The following is a 20,564-nucleotide window of genomic DNA, read 5'->3' as shown; positions in this document are numbered from 1 at the left end:
TTTTATTCTTGTACTCTTGCATCAAAAAAATCAAAGTCTCTATATTTTTCCTTCAGAACAGGTTTCTTTTCTGCCCAACTAATATATTTCTGTTCATCAAATTCGGATTTTGCTACTTGACTTTTATAATTACTAAACATAATTGAAAGTCGAGGGTTAATTACCGAATATGAACTTTGGTCTTCATTTTTAATTTCTTGATTTAAAAAATAAACTACTTCTTTTATCCTGCCGTCTTTTCCTATTTCTACTTCCATTTTTAAAACAGCATGTGTTTGCGGATATTGCAACCTGTAATAAACGCTAAGAGGTGTTTGAAGCTCCTCAACTTGAGTGCATAGTTTTAATCGCTCTTGTAAGGTTTGATTGTCTTCCATAAAAAACGCTAAATCAGAGGCATTTGCTAGCATAATTTGCTTTGTGACGGTATCAACAACCAATCTATATTTGTCATTCTGAATGGTATGAATACCTGAAATTAGACTGTGGTAATTGTTTTTATACTTCTTGTAAAAACCTTTATGCTTTTCGTATGGAATTTTTGTTTCAAAATTTTGGTATGTGGTATGCGTGGTAACCACAGAAATTGCTTCTTCGGAGCTAAACCAATTAAATGAACTCTTTATAACTTGGGTTGCTTGTTCGATTGAACAAGATTTCCAAGTAGGAACTTGTGCAAGTGCTGTGCAACATAAAAAGTTAAACATAAAACACATACACTTCATCCAAAGTGCTAAAGAGTACCGACTAGCAAACGATTTTTGTTGTATGTAAAACATTACTTCTAATTTTTTTGTTTCCAGATTTAAATCTTAAAGGATTATCTTTTTTTCTTATTGGATTTACTTTCCTCAATAGTCATAATTCCTTTTTCTGTTTCTTTCTTTATTCGAGTACGTTTACCCTCTTCATCGTATTCAAATAATGTTGCATAGTTTCTTTCGTCCAATTCAGCGGCCAATCGCATCGTCTGAGGATCGTACACAAAGGATTTCATCATGCCATCAAAAGGATGAACTCGTACATCGTCAAAAAAAGCAGTTCCACTAACAGCCGTTAATTTAATTTTGATATTGGTTGCAGTATTAGGAACTACAAATGAACCTTCTATTCGCTGCCAACCATCAATAATTTCGCCTGAAGGTTTAAAAGGTCCAAAGGAAACCGCTATTGATGGAAACTCTACGTATAATTCAGGCTTATCAAAAGTTGTTTTCGTTCTTGGAGCACTTTCTTCTTTAGCCCATGCGGAAACGATATACTTTTTTCCTAGTTCCGGTGCAAAGGAACTGATGCAACTGTAGCATGGGATGTTCCTTATACAACTATCCACAACAATTGTTATTGTATTAGTATCTCTGCATGAAGTGCCGGCTAACAGACCAATTACCGTATAAGTAGTGGTAACAGTAGGGCTAGCTATAATTTTAGTACCACTAGTTGCACTTAATCCCGAAGAAGGACTCCAACTATATTCATCAGCTCCGCTGGCATACAATGTGATTGAGGAGTCAATGCAAATTACTACTACAGGAGTATGTGCACACAGTTTTGCCAAATAAAAATCGTTATCCCCCGCACTTGTAAGCTGTACACCATCAAATGAATTGGTTTTGCGGAAAAAACCAGTAATAAACTTGTTATTAAATACATCCACATTACAAGCGAATGCCTCGTCATTTAAAGTATCGCCTTCCACCACCTTTGACCAAATAAAGTTTCCATTGAGGGCTCTATACTTAGCCATAAAAATATCTTCCGCGCCATTACTTTGCATTGTGTCACTACCAAAAATGGCCGTACCTGAATAGTAGCCACTGATTATAAAATCATTTGGGCCATCCATTGCAATCCCTAACGCTTGATCATCTCCACTTCCTCCCGCACCCTTTGCCCACAAAGGTGTGCCGGAAGAATTATATTTTGCTATGAAAATATCATTGCTGCCGGCACTAGTCACTGTAGAAGTGCCAACTACTAACGATGAGCCTGTATATGTTCCAATCATCAAGACATTACCTACTGCATCAATTTCTAATTTATTTCCTTGGGTAGAAAGATTTTGACCGGCATCAACTGCCCAAACTACAGTTCCGGTAGAAGAGTACTTCGTCAAAAACATATCTCCGGTTCCGGTTTTTGTTAAATTAATTGCTCCAAAAGTTGCGGTAGCACTCGCAAATAATCCAGTGATATATACATTGCCACTATGGTCTATGGCAACTCCAAAAGCTTGTTCCCCGGAATTCCCTCCGCCATTTTTTGCCCATTGTGCAACTCCCGAACTATTGTACTTCACTATGAATGCATCTAATCCCCCAAAGCCCGAAAGTGATATCGTGTCAAAATTGACTGTGGAAGAATTTGTGCCTCCTGCGATATAACAGTTTCCGCTACTGTCAACAACAAGATTGTTAGAAAAATCATTAGAGGTTCCTCCAAAATGGTTTGCCCAAAGGAAGTTCCCGTTGGCGTCAAATTTTGCAATAAAGCTATCAAATGAGCCATAGGAAGTAATTAAAGTACTTCCTATAACCGTAGTTCCTGTAAAATACCCCGTAACATATATATTGTTAGAATTATCTAAATCCAAACTGATGGACCTGTCATCACTTACACTCCCAATGTTTTTTACCCATAAACAAATGCCGTTGGGATCGTATTTTGCAATAAATCCATCAGCACTTCCTTGTGCAATTATTTGAAAACTGTCGAAAATAGCAGTATCTCTTACAACCCCTGTTACATAACTATTTCCAAGGGCATCATTTCTTACTTGCCATCCTGTTTCTGCTGATTTACTTCCCCCTTTTTTTACCCAACAAAATTTGTTGCCGACAGAAATCGTAACCAATGGATTACAAACAGTAGGAATGCATGCGGAATTAAATATTCCTTCTATATCAACACCTATCGAATGAAATCCATTTCCATACCTAACAACAATAACATAAATACCTTCTCCCGCAGGAAAGCTATCAGATAAAAGTGTGTGCGAAAGTCCACCAATAGGCTTTTTGTAAAAAGCGGGAAGAGTTCCATTGGTCATAATGGTGCAAGAATCGGAAGGACTAGTAAAAGGACCCCACACAAAAATAGAATCCATTGTACTACCCGATGTAAAGGTGATGTCAAAATCAAAAGGTGTTTCGCTGACATCTACCGTATACCATATTTTTGCAAACCCACTTACATCCTTATTAAATGCCAAATCCTCACAAATTTCGTATGGAGTCGAACACGAAGAGCCTAGCTGCGCGGAAATTCTTCCCATTGAAAGGAAAAGGATAAAAACGACAGCTACTATCTTATGGTTGATTCTAGTTGTATGTGCCGGTATAAAACTTAAATTTTTTCTTTCCATTTTGTTTATTTCATTTGGTAAAAAAAGGGTTCTGTTATTCTCAAAAATTAATACTCACTACAAAACGTAGATTCGTAATTGGGCGCATTATAAACTAATTCGATACATTTTGTGGCGGTGCAGCCCTTTGCATCTGTAACGTTTACAATATATCGAACGGTATTATTTACGCCTTGAATATTTGATATGATAAGCTCTGTTCCAGATGCTCCTAACACAATTTTTGCATTCCCTTGTGTGATATTCCAATCAAAAGTATATGGAGCCGTTCCTCCGGATACAACAGTGTGGAAATCTGCTTGGCTAATTTCTAAATTGCATTTCTTTGCAGTACATGCATCTGCTATAATTCGGTTTAATTCGGCAGGATTGCCACTGGTTACTTTTATACTTCTTCTTCCTGTATGCGCTTGCAAGGTATCTATCACAATTGAATCCTTTGGAAACCTAAAATGGTTGTCGGCACAATTAGCCAATGCGTAATCTTCAAATCCATCAAAGCCAGATTCTCTATATTTAGAATTTGCAGTAGTGGCAGCATAAAAGGTTTGATTGAAGGAATACTGTTCAGAAGAATAACGCCCAAGGGCATCTCTATTTTCCACTTCTCTGCCGTATGGATTAAATTCTGTGACCTCACTTGTGTATGTCCAATTGTTCCCATCTATGTCCCATTTGCCTCCGGTAAGCTTGTAAAATGGACTAAAAGAAGTGAAAATACCATCTTTCCGAATGTTTGTATTATTATTATAATTGCTCTGTGTTCTACCTGATAAATGAAGATAGCTGCGAGTCGGCTTCCAATTTCCCTTTGTTCCTAGAACGTACGGGTTCTTTGTAAATACACTTTGACTGCCACCATTTAAGAAACAATCGCAATTTGTTTTCCATTCATCCGAAAACTCAATGGCACCTGCTTGCAGAATTTTCTCAAAATTATTTCCGGACAAATTAGTAAGTGGGTTGCTTAATAATGTTAAAGTAGCGATAGGAGTAGAGGCCATGTTTCGAAGACCTGACCTTACAATTTTTATATCGTAACTGCCCGCTACAATGTTGCCTTGTTTGTCCATTACAGTAATTGAATTTGTTGAAACATCAGAAACCCAAACGCGTTTCTTGGTGCTGCCGGCATACAAGGCTAATTCGTCTCCGGGATGAAAATACTTTTCGGCATTTGCAATTGTTGCACTGCTTGTACTACCAAAAACAACTCCGCTCTTCATAAAATTTATATTTTGGTACGCTTGTTGCATTCCTTCGTAATACCAATGTGCAGGGTATGTAAATGAATAAATTTCATCGTTAAAGTCTGTTTTTGTTTGGGTTAATAATACTCCTCCTGTTTCTGAGTCGTAGGCAACATTCTTTGTAGAAACTATTGAGCCTAAATCCGTTGCGATGGTTTCATCGAGCAGGGCAAAACGTTGAATTACTTTTGTGAAAGTCATGGAACGAAACCGCGTTTTCTCCTTTGCAAAAGAAGGAATGATTATCGGAACGGGAATTCCCGGGGCGGTAATATCAACATTTCCATTAAGTGAGGCTGATTTAGTTTTTGTCTCCTGCTCTCTTGCATCAAATACACCTTCGTAGAAAACACCAAGTTGAGCTTGCCCATAAGTTCCATTTGGATAAATTACTGTTGCATTGTTACTTAATCGAAATGAACCATCTAAATACGGTGTTTTCTTATAGCTATATTCAACCATACTTATTGGCGTGTTAATTCCCTCTTGATAAACCTTTTGTGATTTTGGTTTCCCATGCATATCATTCAGCTCTATCGCATATCCCTGGGTAGCGGTCATGAAATCACGCACATCAATTTTTAAAATGGAACGTAAGCTATATGGAGAATCCTTTTCTCTACGCGTTTCTAAATCAGTTCTAGATGTAATCACAGGAAAATCTTTAGCAGTATAAAACTCATGCACTATCTTTCCGGTTGCATGCCTTTTTACTTTTTCATATTGCAGATTGGTAACTGTAACACGAGAATATCCAACAGAAGGCGATGGATAAAAACTTTCACCAAATGGGGTTTCTACATAATTTTCTTCGTCAGGAGCTAACAAATTTTCTTTATTAAAGAAAATCGGCTGTTTTAAGACATTTTCATCTCCACCCAATTGAGGCTCATAGGTTGCTACACCGGAGGATTTCCCATCTTCAGTGGTATAACTGTATTCTTGACCATAGCTAAAGGAAGACTCTAAACTATCCGTCATGCTAGACCACTCGTCACTGGTTTCGATACGCTTAACTCTACATCCTCCACCTAACTTATTTTTAGAGGGATTATTCAATCGAATCCAACTTTTATTCATCATCGCAGTACGACAAAACTGCTTGGTAGTATGAATATATTCATTTGGACCTTTCACTATTTCTTCGATGTTTCCAAGGACTGAGCTTGTAACCAAGTCTTTTATCGTTCCCACATTAAATGAAAAATTTTCATTCAAATTTCCGGTGGGTTGCGAATACATTTGTCGTGGCATGTATGTTCGTCCAAATTGAATGGCAGCCTTTACAATTGGACTGTACACTTGCGAACCATTATCTTTTAATTTTACAGGGTCCAGTTGAATCCAACCAAAATTTCCGACTTTCCCCTTGGCACTTATTTTCGCATACCCGGAGACAAATTCATAGTTTGTGGTATCCGAGGCGGATTGTTTATCCATGCGCATTAGAAACCGAAAATATAGATCTTCTATCCCTTCAAAGTACTTATCTATTTCAATGAAAGGATCGGGCAATTTAAAATACAACTTATCATCCGCAGGATTAAAATCAAAAGCAACTCCCTTTACAGTTGTATTGGCTGTATCATTCAAATTCATGCTGGCAATCTTGAACATTTGCATAGCCTGTTTATTTTGAACATAACCATAATCATCCGATTCATACTTCACCTTAATTGATCCGCCTGTTGGCATTGTAATATTTGTTAAACACCACGCAGATGAAAGAGAATCTGCTTCCGCTTTATTCTGATTTACATAAGGATATTCTGCATTGGTAAGATTGCTGCTGAACGAATTACACGCATTGGAAGGAGAGGGCTTATAGTTCCCCCATCTATCATAGGCTTTCATTCCATAATTCGGATTAATGCTATTGTATTCAAAAGAATAAGGGCTCAAACTTCCTTTGAGCGATTTTTGATAAGTAGTATAAATTTTTTTTAGCGTTAATTTTCCCTGTCCTGATGTAACATGATTTGGTACATTTTTACATAAAGAATAATCATATTGGAAATGTACGCGCTGCAAAGGCACTGCTGTTGAAGGATTTTTTAGGTACTCCTGTTTTACATACAGCGAAATACTATCAAGCTTTTGCATTGCCGTATTTGTTGTATTAACACCGCCATTTACGCCATTTACAGAAATAGCATCTTGCCTGTTAGAGGTATGAAATATTGCTATGTGATTCTTTGTGTTGATTGATTTTAAATACCACAACTCCTTTTCTCCATATAATATATTTCCCTTATCATCCGAAGTAATCGATTTTAACCCTTCGCTATACGATGCGCTATCTTGTTGCACAGGGGTTCTCCATTTATAGTTTGCAATTTTTTTATATTCAAATTTTGTATAGGTACCCAAATCTCCATCGCTAGGCCCTCTCAAACTGTCACTATCTAAATAATCCGGAGAAAGTACAGCTGTTAAGAGATAAGAGTGTGCATAGGGGGGAGTTTCTGTACTAGAATAATAATTATCAATTCCCTTTAAATTTGAGATTGAATTTTCAGATGGAGCATACTTTACTAGCCCGGTATTGCAATTAAAGTCATTGTTTGTGGTTCCTCTATCGCCTGTATTTGAACCGGTTGCAAACGATATTTCTTGTTGAAGGGTATTGTAAGCCGCAATGCCATACACATAACGTTGTCCTTCAGCTCCAACTGAGGTAATCTCGGCCACATGGTGTGGTTTTGCTCCAAAATAAAGAAGGGGGCTTCTCTCCAATCCCAAACTATCCAGATCGTGCCGAGAAATTGTTGTTATTAGCTCATTTCTACGATCACGAGCTTGTTTGAGATTGCTATTTACTAACGTTTTTGGCGCACCTTGATTGCTTACCATAAAATTAGTTGCCTTGGCTTTAAATTTAGCCGGTTGATCAATCTCTACTCTGTAGGAATCAAAAGATCCATATTTCTGAAAGAAACTTGAATCGGCATCAACTGTTTTTTCATTAGCCTCTTTTAAATAATGGGGTTCGTACAAACTTGCATCTACTGCTGAAGTAAAGTTAAGATAAGGCGTTGCTCCATTGTCAGAAGTCCACTTTCCTGAGCGACTGGTAGATGAATTTGCAGTTAAATCTACCCCAACATGTGAAATATTTCCGGCTCCTATTTCAGCACCAATAGATCCCCCATTGGAGGTTGTAGATACTTCCGGATCAAATACATATCCAACATCATTTCTGAATGGACGAAAACTTCCTGACATTCCTTGCCCGGTCACAGAGTAGATATCATAGGTAAAATTGGTTAATGGCAAAGAAGGAGTGTTTTGTGTGAAGGGTCCATCTTTTTCCCTGTTAAAATCCAAAAGAGAATGGTTGTATTTAGCTCCTTCGTCAGCATAAAAATACCCAAACGCAGGATTGCTACTAGTATTGGTGCTTAATTTTTGTGCTGAATAATAAGCTGAGACATTTGCACTCGGATAGCCTAACGCTAATGCCACACCGACTTTTAAAGAAGCTGAAAGGGAGGTGTTTTCCATTGGCAGTGATACCTGTGGAATATAGGTAGGCATTCCGAAATCCCAAGTGGCAGCACCACCAATAGGTTGTGTAGCATATGCCGAAATTACCTTAGACGCTTTTGCAGATTTGGTATTTATCTGTCTTGCATTGGATACACTTGTATTTATAGAAAGCGATTTCAAACCGGCTCTTGAGTTGAAGGCAGTTCCTACCTTAAGCCCTAGATTGGCTATTGAGGCATCTGCAGATTTAATTTTTTTACTTAAGCCAACTGAAGGTTGAATGGTAAGTCCATTCTCTTTACTTGAATTTAATCCCAAGCTTGCATTTAATGGTAACTTAACATTATCGCCAGAACTAATCGAAGCATTAATACTTTTCTCAACACTAATGCCGGAATAATTATTATACCGTAACCCAACAGTTGCATTCAATCCAAATTTTGCACCGGTGGGAACACCAACAAACTCAAGCCCTACACCGGTACTTGCACCCATAGTTCTATTTGTTTTTTGGTTGAATTTCTTTGTAACCACATCTCCTCTGAAATCATCTGGTAACCCTCGCATACTCCTATTTACTGTTCCTGGATTAATATTCCATCCTAACCCTACCCAACTAGCTTCTTGATCCATCGTTATTCCCGAATGATAGCTAATATTGATGGGATAGCCATCTATACTTAACAGTGGGATATTGTAAGTAAAGTCTCCTGTGAAAGGATCAACCATATTGGTTGTCTCTGCAGGTTCAAAACTCTGAACTTCCGGCTGACTAGGTCCATTTCCCAAGGCAAATGCACAGGCAGGAAATAGTACATCAAATAGGATTATTCCAGCAAATAAATAACAAAATGGGTTTGCTATTTCAAATTGTAATCTTCTTTTAATAGTTCTTCTGTTCATTATCATGTGTACTATATTTCAAAGTGGTCTATATATTGCGGGGTCAAGATTTCTTGTTCAGGAGCTTTACTCTTGAACTAAAAACTTAAGCAAAAACAATTCTCCTTTTTCATTCTTTATTTCCAGAGTGTGGAAACCACTCTGAATATTCAATGAGTTTAAATCAATTTCAAATAAATTAGTTCCATTGTTTTTAATAGCTATAGGTTGACTTGATGTCGCCTCGCTCTTTAACTTAGGTCTTATTACCGCTCTCTTTTCATCATAAATAATCGCCTTTGCAATATTTGATGAGTAGTTTTCTACAAATCGGAAATACACTTTATTGTCATATGCAGTATAAAAACCGCTACTGAGTTTTTTATTTAGGGTTGCATATTTAGGTGTAAATTTTTTGTTCTTGGATGCCAAGGTAAATTCCCATGCTTCGGACTTATTAATTACAATATCATTTGCTATTTTTTGCACCTGCCAACCATATCGCTTATCTGCTTCTAGTTTATTTGCATCAATTGGATATACAACTTGATGACTCAATAAATTATTTTTTAAAAAATAAGTAGGGTTTGTAACAATCCCTTCTTCCGCAGTTTGGTCATTCTTTAGTTCAACTAAAATCATTCGGTATGATTCTCCTTGTGATAAAACATTGAAGGGTTCGCTATGAGTCCATGCTAACAATGGTTGGGTTGTAGCAATAGTATCTTTATCAAATGGGCTTACTAAAAACAAAAATTGACTAAGGTCAGATTCAATCTCATCACAAAAATCATCTATAACCTCAGAGGTTGTAGCAGATATTACAACAATACACAATTTAAATCTACCACTAGGAAGCAGGTGGGATGTTTTAATATAGCTAGCCTGAGAACTATTCCCGTATTCAACCCTCTCAATTTGTCTAGATGAATTCGCAGAAGTATTTACCCCGTTGTGAATGGCAAATGGAATTGATCGAGCACTTAGTACAACTTCATTGGCAACATTAATCAACTTAGATTCCAAAACAATTTGCTGCTCCCCCGAAGCATTCATTATGCTTGCTTGTATTAGCGAATTAGGAGTAACATTGAATGTTTGGAATGGACTATTTATAACAGATACTTGTGCACTTACCAGAGAAGCCACTAAGAATGCAGTTGTAAGAGTACAAAGAATTTTTTTCATATTTAGTTCTATTAATTTTCTATTGTTTCACATTTTTTGCCTAAGTCCATCCCATTTTTCAGGGGTTTGTTTTTGGCTCTCTATAATTCATTACCATTGAAATATAAGTCTGCCCATAAAATAAAATGGGAAGTTGTTACTCTGTTGTTGATTAAATAAATTATAGTATTCACCGGTTACAATCTTTTCGGCTTGTAGCTCCATTGCAAAATTTCGTATTAATCCAAAGTTTGCTTTTGCAGAAAATCCTGTTTGAAATTGCTTCATGTCATATAAAGCTCCTTTTGCAGCAATAGAAACAACGGTTCCTTTCTTAAATTGATAGCCCCCTTCCAATACATTTATCAGGGTGTTATTGAAAATGCTGTCTACCTGACTATTTTTATACCATGTGGATGTAAAACCAACTCGAACTCCATTGTTCAATTGTGTTTGTTCTGTAACGGTTATATTTTGAAAATTCACAGTAAAAGAATCGGAGAGAATTCGATAATAGCCATACATGGCAGTCAATTGCACTGAGGCGTTTTCAGTCTTCGGAACATAACTTACTACCACATTTGAGATGCCATTTTTGTTTTTCCAATAATCAACTCCAGTATCAATATGTTGCCACACAGGATTGTAGATTAATCGTATATTGAGTCTTCTATTTACTTTCCACTGAACACTATTTCCCCAGGTATACATTCTGGTTTTATACTGATACAGGTTTAAGAGATTGTCTGTGTCATAACGCAGGGTTCCTGTATATTTCAGTTTTGAATTTATTTGTTGTTCCACCCTTGCCTCGTGTCTTAAATTATCTGAACGCATATAAGCTATTCCGAAGCTTCTAAAAAAAGGTTCAATATATCTCGTTGAATAGGTAAGTCTTGTTTTACTCTTTACTAAAAATCCATTGTAACGGATAAGTGCTGCATTTGAATGATTATTTTCTGTCAGCCTTTGAATGGTTGCATTTGCATCAACTTTACCCAAGGAAATATCTTGTAAAGTCGATTTACCATATATCACATCAATGGAATGATTCTTTGAAAACTCATATTTGATGTCTAACTCAACCACCGTATTTCGTTCCGTTCCATAAGGAGGAATAGTATTATTCTCGGGGTTTCGAATATAACTCGTAAGTCCCGTTCCATATAAGAAACCAAAATGAACATGTGTATTTTCTTTCTTACCCCAACCGGTTTTCACGGCAGCAATTTTTCTTCCGTCTTGCAAATTGGTAAAGTCAAAAGTGTTATATAAATTTTTTGTGTTTTGCAAAATATTTTGCACAGGGGCTGCTGAAAACAATAGGTTACTAACGGTAGTTCCACATGTAAATGCCGTAAACCAATTATTGCGTTCGTGCTGAACATTTACTCCCTTTACCGGTAAATTATTAACTAAGAAAGTAGAGTAAGTGGGATAACATAATCCAATTTCTAATTTTTTTATACCGGACAAAAAATTCTCCTTTTTGGATGCAAACGGATTATTGGCAAGTGGATTCTTCGCTAACTCCTGTAACTTGTTAATTGTTTCCCTCTTTTCTGCTAGGGAAGATTGCACTTTGTTTAATTGCGCTTGATACTCATTGATTTTTGTGGTAACAGTATCATATGTGAATTTCCCTTTAGAAGCTATCCTCGAGGAATCTATAGAAACTGATTTTATGTCCAAAGAATCTATTTTAAGTGAATCTGTAAATGGTATAGAAGGGGTTTGGTTTAACGCGGGTGTTTGGGGAGCATTTATCCCAGTTAAGCCGGGAGTGTTTAATGACGGTTTATTATAAGTTGGTTTATCAACCTTAGGGATATTCTTTTCTAAATCCAACTTTACTTTTTGGCTTTGCATAGAAAATAATTTTTGCTTAAGAACTTGTTCTTGCTCTTGCATGTTGCTTACTTCGTTCTTGTAACCAACCAATTCTTGGCTAATCTTTTTTATTTGCTCCTCTTTATAGGCATTAATGTCATAGCTTATGCGAAAATTATTATTGAGTCCTGTATTGTATCGAACATCTGAATAAAAGAAATTAAGTTTGAGTGGCATATTAAATGCACTAAAAGAAATATCTCCCTCTGCTTTGTAATTTCCAACCGGTATTTTCGAATTCATGGCATAGGGTAGCCAGCCATATTCATAGCCAAGAGAAATTGAGCCGCCTGAATGCTGCAGAAGATTTCTTCTACTAACATCTCTCTTCTTGAAAAAACTCTGTGCTCGTTTGGTTGCCTCATTTCTTTGATAAATGCTTTTTTTTCTATCAATTCTAGGCCTTAAAGGGATATTAATGTTCTTTTTATCGAACAAACTATCTCTTGATGCAAGCATTGGTATAGCAGAAATAGAGTCGGTGCTTCTAGTTTGTGCTGAAAAAGGTACAGGATAGTAAACCCCAATAAATAGGACAAAAATCACCAGAAAAGAGGAATTAATTTGGGGGGACTTTTTTCTCATTGCATTTTTGAAGTGCGCAAACTAACAAAAGTTTGTTAATAAATTATCAATTCATGGTTATTTTTTTTGATTTTTTTTCTACGAACATCGGAATTAAGTATTTAAATGTAGGAAAAATGACGACAAAACTGATTTTCAAAAAAGAGGATGAATTACAAAAATGTAATTTTACAATTTTATAATATTACAATATTGTAATTTTACAATATTTTCAATTAATTAAAAATCAGCCATTTAGCCAATAATATTAATTATGTTAAATGACATGCAGAGTTATATCCTCCCTAGACCTTTTCCATTAATACTTTTTAAATATTCCTTTAAGAAATTGTTTAATAGACATCAAAAATAAATCTTCCCAACCAATTTTAATTTTTCCATCCAAGAGGATCGCACTTCTCTTTACCATTCTATCACTCATGTCACTAAGCCACTCTTCTACTTTTTTATTGTTAGGATCATTGTTGGGAATTTCAGAGGTTAATTCATTAATTTCTTCCTTAAAACTTTCCGCTTCTTGATTTGCATAGGATAAGTAAAGATCTTGAATTTCCTTGGCTTTTATTTTATCCTTTTGATTTAAATATTCCGTAATAACAGTTTTTGCTATCGAACAAATATCCTCCTGGAACTTATGCATACTTAAGATGTAGTTTGAGTAGGCAATACTTAACTGCTTATAAGATGGGGCTTCCAAATGCGTTAAAACAATATTGGTTTTGTCGTTATTGAATTTCTTTAAATATTGTTGTTCAGCTATTTCGAAATTTGAAAAAGATTCTATGTGAGTTCTCTTTTCTTGATCTACCTCAATGATAAAAAATTTATGATCCTTTTTATTTTCAATAGATAACCATTTCTTTCTTGTTAAAATATAATTTTGATTAAACACTTCACTTAGCTTTGAATAGACATTGTATTTTTTTTCAATACTTAATAATTCAACAGAATCGCTAAAATTCAATCTGTCTAATGTGGAAAGTAAAAAACAAAATTGCTGTAGCTCGGGATTTTTTTGGCCTTCCTTTATTTTTGTATTATAAATAACATCAATAATCTCTACGAAAGTAGCCCAATTGTGTTGATCCCTTGTTCTAATTTGAATTTCTATTGGTTTATTCATTTCTTCTTTAAACCTTACATACAAATGAAGTGCAGAGTAACCATCATCATCAAGTGGTTTCTTTTTGATGTAATCCTTTACATCAAAAACATCAAGTCTTTTTTCAAGCGCTTCCTTAATGTTATATATATCTTGATTAGAATCGACAATACATCTGCAGCCCGCAACGTCAATCATTTCGGCTAAATGCATATTAGGAAATCGATTAAGTTTGGATATAACAGACTCAATACGCTTCACTCTATAAGTAACAACTCTTGACTTTCTTATTTTTCTACTTTCCTCTGCAAGAATATTAAAAATAGTAGATAAGGAACTTTTATATGATACCCTAAATTCTTGAAGCTTCAAAAGTGATTCTGCAGAAATGTTTTGGGTCTTTGATTCTTCGCGCAAAGTTTTACCTAGTTTACGAATTTGGCTCTTAGAAGTATTTGAGTTTAATTCTTCCATGATTTATGCTTCAACTGGTTTTTTCCTCAAGGCCTCTCTCAAAACCTGTTGCAATAATTTTTCATTTTGTGATTCACTTTGTTTGATGCTTTCTTGCAATTCATTACAGTACTGCATTAATTCATCTAATTTCTGAACGATGCGAGTTTGTTCTGAAAGGGGGGGGATAGGAATTAAAGTATTTAAGATTACTACTTGATTGATTTTAGGCATACTTTTTTGAGCACCAAAAGCATTGTTGGAAAAATATTTTCTATTAAATGGTGAAACTAAAACTTGATGAATAAACTTTGTATCAATCATTTTCGACAGACGAATCTTTATCATCAAATCCGGATAGATAAAACTATTGGGTATCCCTTCGTACAATGCTGCAATACCAACATAGTCAATTGAATTACCTCTCTGAATTAAAATGTCCCCTGTTTCTAACCATAAATATGAATCTTTAGGAATTTGCTCATCTACAAGTTTATAAAACTGCTCTCTGAAAACTCCTGAAGTCGTTGCAGTAAGCGTTAAACATTTAATTCCAGTTCCTTTCTTACTCTCCTTTGGCGAATATCCATTAGATGGTCCAAAAGAAAGTATCTCACCCAACCTACACCAAATCCAATTCTCAGGAATTTCAAAAGGAATTTCTTCGGGTTTGATAGGTGGTAGTTCTTTTTCCTTTTTGAGTTTCTTTTCAGTAATCAGTTTTACTTTTTCGGCTTTTATCCTTTTGAGCAATTCGCTTGCTGGTTCATCTTTTTTATTTTGCTCAACCAACTTGCCTTGTACGGCATCTTGCAATAATTGCTGACGAAGTTTTTTTACTAAAGTGAGTTGGTGGGTGAGTTCGGAAGAGAGTTCTTCTCCTTCATTTATAAAAGATAAAAACTTTTCGACTAATTCAATAAAAGATATTTCAATATTGTTTTTTCCTTTCTTATTGAACTCAATTTTATCGCCATTTAATAAAGCCGTATCAATTGATTTAAGTATAGAAGTTAACTTTCTTTGAACGGCAAAAGAAGGAAAATGTGTCTTTATTCTACTCAAATCATTTTTGTTAAACCCGCCTTGAGCACTTCTAGAAATAGAAGTTAAAAAGTTTTGGAAATAAGATGAATGAAGCCAGTAGAAAAGAAAGTCTTTATTTATTTTTTCTTTCTCGAGAAAAATAATTTTAGCACAGGCAACATTATATGCTCCAGATTTACCTGAAAGTATTTTCCCAACTGATGCACCATATCTGCCCAATAGCAAATCGTCCTCGTTACATAACTTATTATTCTTTGAAATAGGTATATACGTAGGTGTAGAATCAGAAGAGAAATCTCTAATTTGAAGAAATTTTACATAACCCTCCCTTGGTTCATTAATGAAAGTTGACTTTGGCGGTTGTGTTCCACCAGCAATATCAAAATAGTCAGTAAAAAAGCCCTTTGTAAATTCACTGGGGAATTGCAATGCAATCTTATTTATACAATCAGCGCAAGCTTGAATTGAGAAATCTCTTTTAGGCTTATTTCTATGTAATGAAGTTAAATCAGCCATTAATATCTGCCTTTATTTTGTTTAATAACTCATTCGATTTGTTCATTGAAGAAGTAAGCATTGAAATAAGTTCATTTGAAGAATGTGTAATTTCTTCTTGTTGTTTAGTTGGGTTCTTTATATCCAAATCATAACCACGTTCTATAATGGTTTTGATGTTTACTTTCCAAGCAATATCACTTTCTTTTCTTTTGTTCCACCATTTTTTAATGGGCTCAAACTCTTCAACTTTAATTGGTCGTGTTTTGTTGTAAGCCTTATAACCTTCAGGCATACGATGCTCATAATACCAAATGTCTTTGGTTGGTTTGCCCTTTTCAAAAAATAATAAGTTAGTTGCCACCGTTGCATAAGGCTGAAAAACTGAATTTGGCAACCGAATAATGGTGTGCAGGTTGCAATCTTCCAATAGTTTTTGGCGAATCCGTTGCTTTGCGTGATCACCTGTTAAACTGCCATCAGGTAAAACAATTCCTGCTCGTCCGCCTTGTTTTAACAAATGAATCATTAAAATTAAAAACAAGTCAGCACTTTCTTTAGTGCGGTAGGTTTGTGGGAAATTGTTTTCGTTGTTGTTGGCTACAATGCCACCAAAGGGCGGATTTGCCAATATTACATTTACTCTGTGCTTTTCGGTGTAGTTGCTCAACGGTTGGTCTAGAGCATCACCAAATTTGATGTTTGGTATTTCAATATCGTGCAAAATCAAATTGGTGGTAGCTAACAAATAGGGCAAAGGTTTGTATTCCCAACCTGCAATGTTTTGTTCAATGCTTTTTCTGTCTTTTACATTCTTGGCTTGTTTCTTCAAATGCTCAATAGCACAAGTCAAGTAACCACCAGTTCCGCAAGCAGGGTCAAGCACTTTTTCGCCCAATTGCGGATTGATTGTTTCAGTAATGAATTGTGTAATGGCTCTTGGTGTATAAAACTCGCCGCTTTTGCCTGCACTCTGTAATTCTTTTAAAATGGTTTCGTACAATTCGCCAAAAGCGTGGCGGTCTTTGGCAATATTAAAATCAATTTCGTTGAGCTTGTTCAACACCTTGCGAATGTTGATACCGCTTTTCATATAATTGTTGTTACCCTCAAATACTTCACGAACAATAACGGCACGTTGATTACCTGTACTTAAATCTAAATTACGAAGTGCAGGAAATAATTGTCTGTCCACAAACTCCAACAATTCATCGCCAGTCATTCCTTCATCGTCACCTGCCCAATTGCCTTTTTCTTTTACCCAGTGAAATTTGTCTGGAATAGGAGATTTATACTTATCATCTAGTAACTCTAGTTCTTTGTCTTTATCCGAAAATATTTTCAAAAAAAGCATCCAGCCCAATTGTTCGATGCGTTGTGCATCGCCATTCAAGCCTGTGTCCTGCCACATTATGTTTTGAATACTTTTTATTATGCCTCCTATGTTGCTCATAATTATACCTTTCCTTTAAATGCCTTTTGAAATTTCTCTGCTGTTAGTTTTAGCCAACTGTGATATTCTGGCCATTTGTCCTCATTAGTAGGATCGCCCTTTTTTGATAATGTAACTCTAAATGCGGCAGACTCAGGTAAATCCATCCAATCCAAAGAGTATCCTATCTCAGCCTCAATTATCTCTTTTTGAGCTTTGAGTCTTTCATAAAGATTTGCATCTTTCCTAATATATAATTCACATCCAACTTGTTCCTGCTTAGAGTTAAATGTAAGAGATAAATTTACTTTTGATGAGCCAATGCTTATATCAAACCAGTGTTGTGGCCTCGGTGTCCTGCCTAGATTTAAAATAGTTTGTGGTTTTTCTTTATTAACAAATTCTTTAAACTCACTCCAAAATCTTTGTTGTAATAATTTCAATTCTGAAGGAGAACCTTTCTCAATGCGGCCTGCTTGTTTTATAGTTTTTGCCCAATTATTTGGTTCAGAAATAATATTGAATTTTGGCGCTGGCAAGGAATCATTAATCTGCCAAAGTTCAAGTTGAGCCAGGAAAAAACTAATCGTTTCTGGCATGTTACGATTAAACCAATCAATAGCTTGCTTATGCTCCTCTGTATAGTCTTTAACCACCCATACGATGATACTGGCGTCGTGAGCTGACGCATAGGTTAATATTTGACCCAAATGCTTATGGTCGGTTGTCTCTAACTGATTCTCAATTATTATAACTCGGCCAGTATTCGCCTCCTTAGCAACAATATCTGCATTGTATCGACCGGTGGCTTCTTCAACCTTAATTTCCTCGACAGAGATTTCTAGCTCGTCTGCCAATATTTGAATATTTTCTTCTTTCGCTAACCATTTAGTGAAGTCTAATGCTTCATGTGGCCATTGTTTTCTCAAATCAAGCTTTTTTAATTCTCCTAATGACATACTATGCTACTTTATATAATTCAATTTCTAATTCCCTTACCGCTTGCAAATACTTTTCTTTGCTTCCAAACTCGTTGATGATTTCAAGGGGTGATCCAAATTCATCAAATGGATTTACTCTCAAAACTTCAATGCTTTCAATGTTAGTAATTCCCTCGTCTGCATATTTGTCTAACAATGCTTCCAATACTTTCTTGGCTTGTTCGCCATATTTTGTAAAGTAGTTTCGCTTTTTTACGTTGTTGGCTCTTTCTTTACGTGTTAATGGTGGCTGGTCAAATGCAACGTGACAAATCAAATCAAACAAATCCACTTCTTTGTTTACGGCATCGTATAATGCTTCCACCATTACTCCTTGCCCTTGCAGTTCTGCAATGATCGCTTCTTTGCGGTCGGTGGTGTTCCACTTATTTAGAAAGTCATCAAGCGAAGCAAAATTTTCTTTGATGATTTCTTTAGTATGGTCTTTCAAACTGGTGGTGATTGGTTTTCCATGTTGGTCAAAATACATTTCACGGCTCACCAAAACAGTAACATCAACACCGTTTACATAAATTTTTTCTCTTTTGGCTTCGGGGTTTCTTTCTACCCAGTTACCATTTAAGGAAGAACCTTCGGGATAACGAATTTTAGCTTTTTCAAATACAATTTCTTCTCCTGTGGCTTCATCTAATACCGTAAACTTGTTTTCTTCTTCTTCAACTACAACCAATGATAAATCTTCGTCTTGCGAAACAGGTTTTACACGAATTGGGTCTCCATCAAAATCTTTGTCGGCAAACAAATCTGTTGCGTTTCTAAAATCAAGAATGGTGAAATATAGTTTTCCGTATTCTTCATTGATACGGGTTCCTCTACCAATAATTTGTTTGAACTTAGTCATGGAATTAATGTTGGCATCCAACACAATTACTTTACAAGTTTGTGCATCAACGCCAGTGGTCATCAATTCAGAAGTGGTTGCAATTACAGGATATTTTTCTTCGGGATTAATGAAGTTGTCTAATTCTCTTTTGCCTTCGTCATTGTCGCCAGTTATTTGCATTACGTATTTGTAATTCTCGGCAACTAAATCAGCATTTTGTTTGGCTAATGCTGTTCTCATTCGTTCTGCGTGGTCAATGTCTACACAAAACACGATTGTTTTTGCAAAGCGGTCGTAACCCTTTAAAAATTCAGTGAGTTTTTTTGCAACTAATTCAGTTCGTTCTTCAATTACTAAACTGCGGTCAAAGTCCTTTCGATTATAAACACGATCTTCCACTTCATTTCCGTCTTTGTCGGTTTTACCTTGGTCTGGTCGCCAACCTTCGGCATCCACATTTAATCCAATTCTTACTACACGATAAGGAGCAAGGAAACCATCGTCAATTCCTTGTTTCAATGAATATGTATATACTGGGTCGCCAAAATATTCGGTGTTGCTTGTTTCCTTTGTTTCTTTTGGAGTGGCAGTTAAACCAATATGCGTAGCATTTTTGAAATAGCATAGAATTTCTCTCCAACTGCTATCTTCTTTAGCACTTCCTCTGTGGCACTCGTCAATTACAATAAGGTCAAAGAAATCAGGCGAAAACTGCTTGTAGACATTTGCATCTTCATCTAAACCTGACAAACCTTGATACAAAGCCAAATAAATTTCATAGCTTTTATCAATTTGTCGGTGTTTTACCACCGTCATTTTATCTTTAAAGTGCTTAAAGTCTCCTCTGCGTGTTTGGTCAATCAAAGCGTTTCGGTCAGCTAAGAAAAGAATTCGTTTTTTTGCTCCACTCTTCCAAAGTCTGTGAATGATTTGAAATGCAGTATAGGTTTTTCCCGTACCTGTTGCCATTACCAAAATAATTCGGTTCTGTCCATTGGCAATCGCTTCAACTGTTCTGTTTACTGCAATCTGCTGGTAGTATCTCGGCTTGCGGTTTGTACCGTCAAAATAATAGTCCTGAGAAGCAATCTTTTCAGCCGCTGGAGTAGTGATCCCTTTGTATTTTTTGTATTTCTCCCAAAGCTCTTCGGGAGTAGGAAAGTTGTCAATACCAATTTCCGTTTCAATATTTCCATCTGTGGCTGTTCGGTCGTGAAATAAAAAGCCGTCGCCGTTACTACTAAAAACACAAGGTATGTCTAAGATTTGAGCATAGTCCAAGGCTTGTTGAATTCCAGCTCTTATTGAATGTTTGTTGTCTTTGGCTTCAATAATTGCAATTGGAATGTTAGGCTTATAATACAAAATGTAGTCCGCCCGTTTTTGATTTCCTCTTGCAGTCAATTTAGCTCTTACATATATTTTTCCATCCGTGAACGAAACCTCCTCTAATAGTTGCGTCAGTTTGTTCCAACCGGATTTTTCCACCGCAGGTGTAATAAATTTTGTGCAAATATCTCTTTCTGATAAACTCTTTTTGTCCATTTATAAATCGTCAAAATATAGTTAAGCAAAATACGAATT

10 protein-coding genes are annotated in these 20,564 nt (G+C 35.9%); all 10 read right to left on the bottom strand.

The genetic code is table 11. The features are described from left to right. Positions 1-2 precede the first annotated feature (2 nt). The 10 genes from J0M08_06925 to J0M08_06880 all read right to left on the bottom strand — a co-directional run bounded on the left by J0M08_06925 (position 3) and on the right by J0M08_06880 (position 20,525). Complete coding sequence (locus tag J0M08_06925; GenBank protein MBN8702779.1) at positions 3-779, bottom strand: hypothetical protein; 777 nt, start codon at positions 777-779, stop codon at positions 3-5. A gap of 41 nt (positions 780-820) precedes the next feature. Then, entirely contained in the window at positions 821-3,364 is a 2,544-nt protein-coding gene (locus tag J0M08_06920; GenBank protein ID MBN8702778.1) for an SBBP repeat-containing protein, read from the bottom strand. Positions 3,365-3,411: 47 nt separating this feature from the next. Next, the gene (locus tag J0M08_06915) at positions 3,412-9,006 is read right to left on the bottom strand and encodes a hypothetical protein (protein MBN8702777.1); all 5,595 of its coding nucleotides are present in this window, start codon (positions 9,004-9,006) and stop codon (positions 3,412-3,414) included. Between the two features lie 66 nt (positions 9,007-9,072). Then, positions 9,073-10,173 (bottom strand): hypothetical protein, encoded by a 1,101-nt coding sequence (locus J0M08_06910; protein MBN8702776.1) that lies wholly within the window; start codon positions 10,171-10,173, stop codon positions 9,073-9,075. A gap of 90 nt (positions 10,174-10,263) precedes the next feature. Beyond that, complete coding sequence (locus J0M08_06905; GenBank protein ID MBN8702775.1) at positions 10,264-12,627, bottom strand: hypothetical protein; 2,364 nt, start codon at positions 12,625-12,627, stop codon at positions 10,264-10,266. 298 nt (positions 12,628-12,925) lie between these two features. Then, a complete protein-coding gene (locus tag J0M08_06900; protein ID MBN8702774.1) occupies positions 12,926-14,203 on the bottom strand; it encodes a RelA/SpoT domain-containing protein in 1,278 nt (425 codons plus the stop codon). 3 nt (positions 14,204-14,206) lie between these two features. Then, on the bottom strand, positions 14,207-15,745 hold the full coding sequence (locus tag J0M08_06895; protein ID MBN8702773.1) for a restriction endonuclease subunit S: 1,539 nt from the start codon (positions 15,743-15,745) through the stop codon (positions 14,207-14,209). After that, on the bottom strand, positions 15,738-17,177 hold the full coding sequence (locus J0M08_06890; protein ID MBN8702772.1) for an N-6 DNA methylase: 1,440 nt from the start codon (positions 17,175-17,177) through the stop codon (positions 15,738-15,740). The genes J0M08_06895 and J0M08_06890 overlap by 8 nt, the downstream gene beginning before the upstream one ends. Before the next feature lie 2 nt (positions 17,178-17,179). After that, positions 17,180-18,115, bottom strand: a complete 936-nt coding sequence (locus J0M08_06885) for a DUF4268 domain-containing protein (protein MBN8702771.1) — start codon at positions 18,113-18,115, stop codon at positions 17,180-17,182. Between the two features lies 1 nt (position 18,116). Beyond that, positions 18,117-20,525, bottom strand: coding sequence for a DEAD/DEAH box helicase family protein (locus tag J0M08_06880; GenBank protein MBN8702770.1), 2,409 nt, complete (start codon positions 20,523-20,525; stop codon positions 18,117-18,119). Between the last annotated feature and the right edge of the window lie 39 nt (positions 20,526-20,564).

Source organism: Bacteroidota bacterium (genome assembly GCA_017303975.1).
In the GTDB taxonomy this organism is placed as follows: Bacteria; Bacteroidota; Bacteroidia; order JAFLBG01; family JAFLBG01; genus JAFLBG01.
Note: the sequence above shows the minus strand (reverse complement) of the source record. Positions and strands in the feature narration are given on the sequence as shown.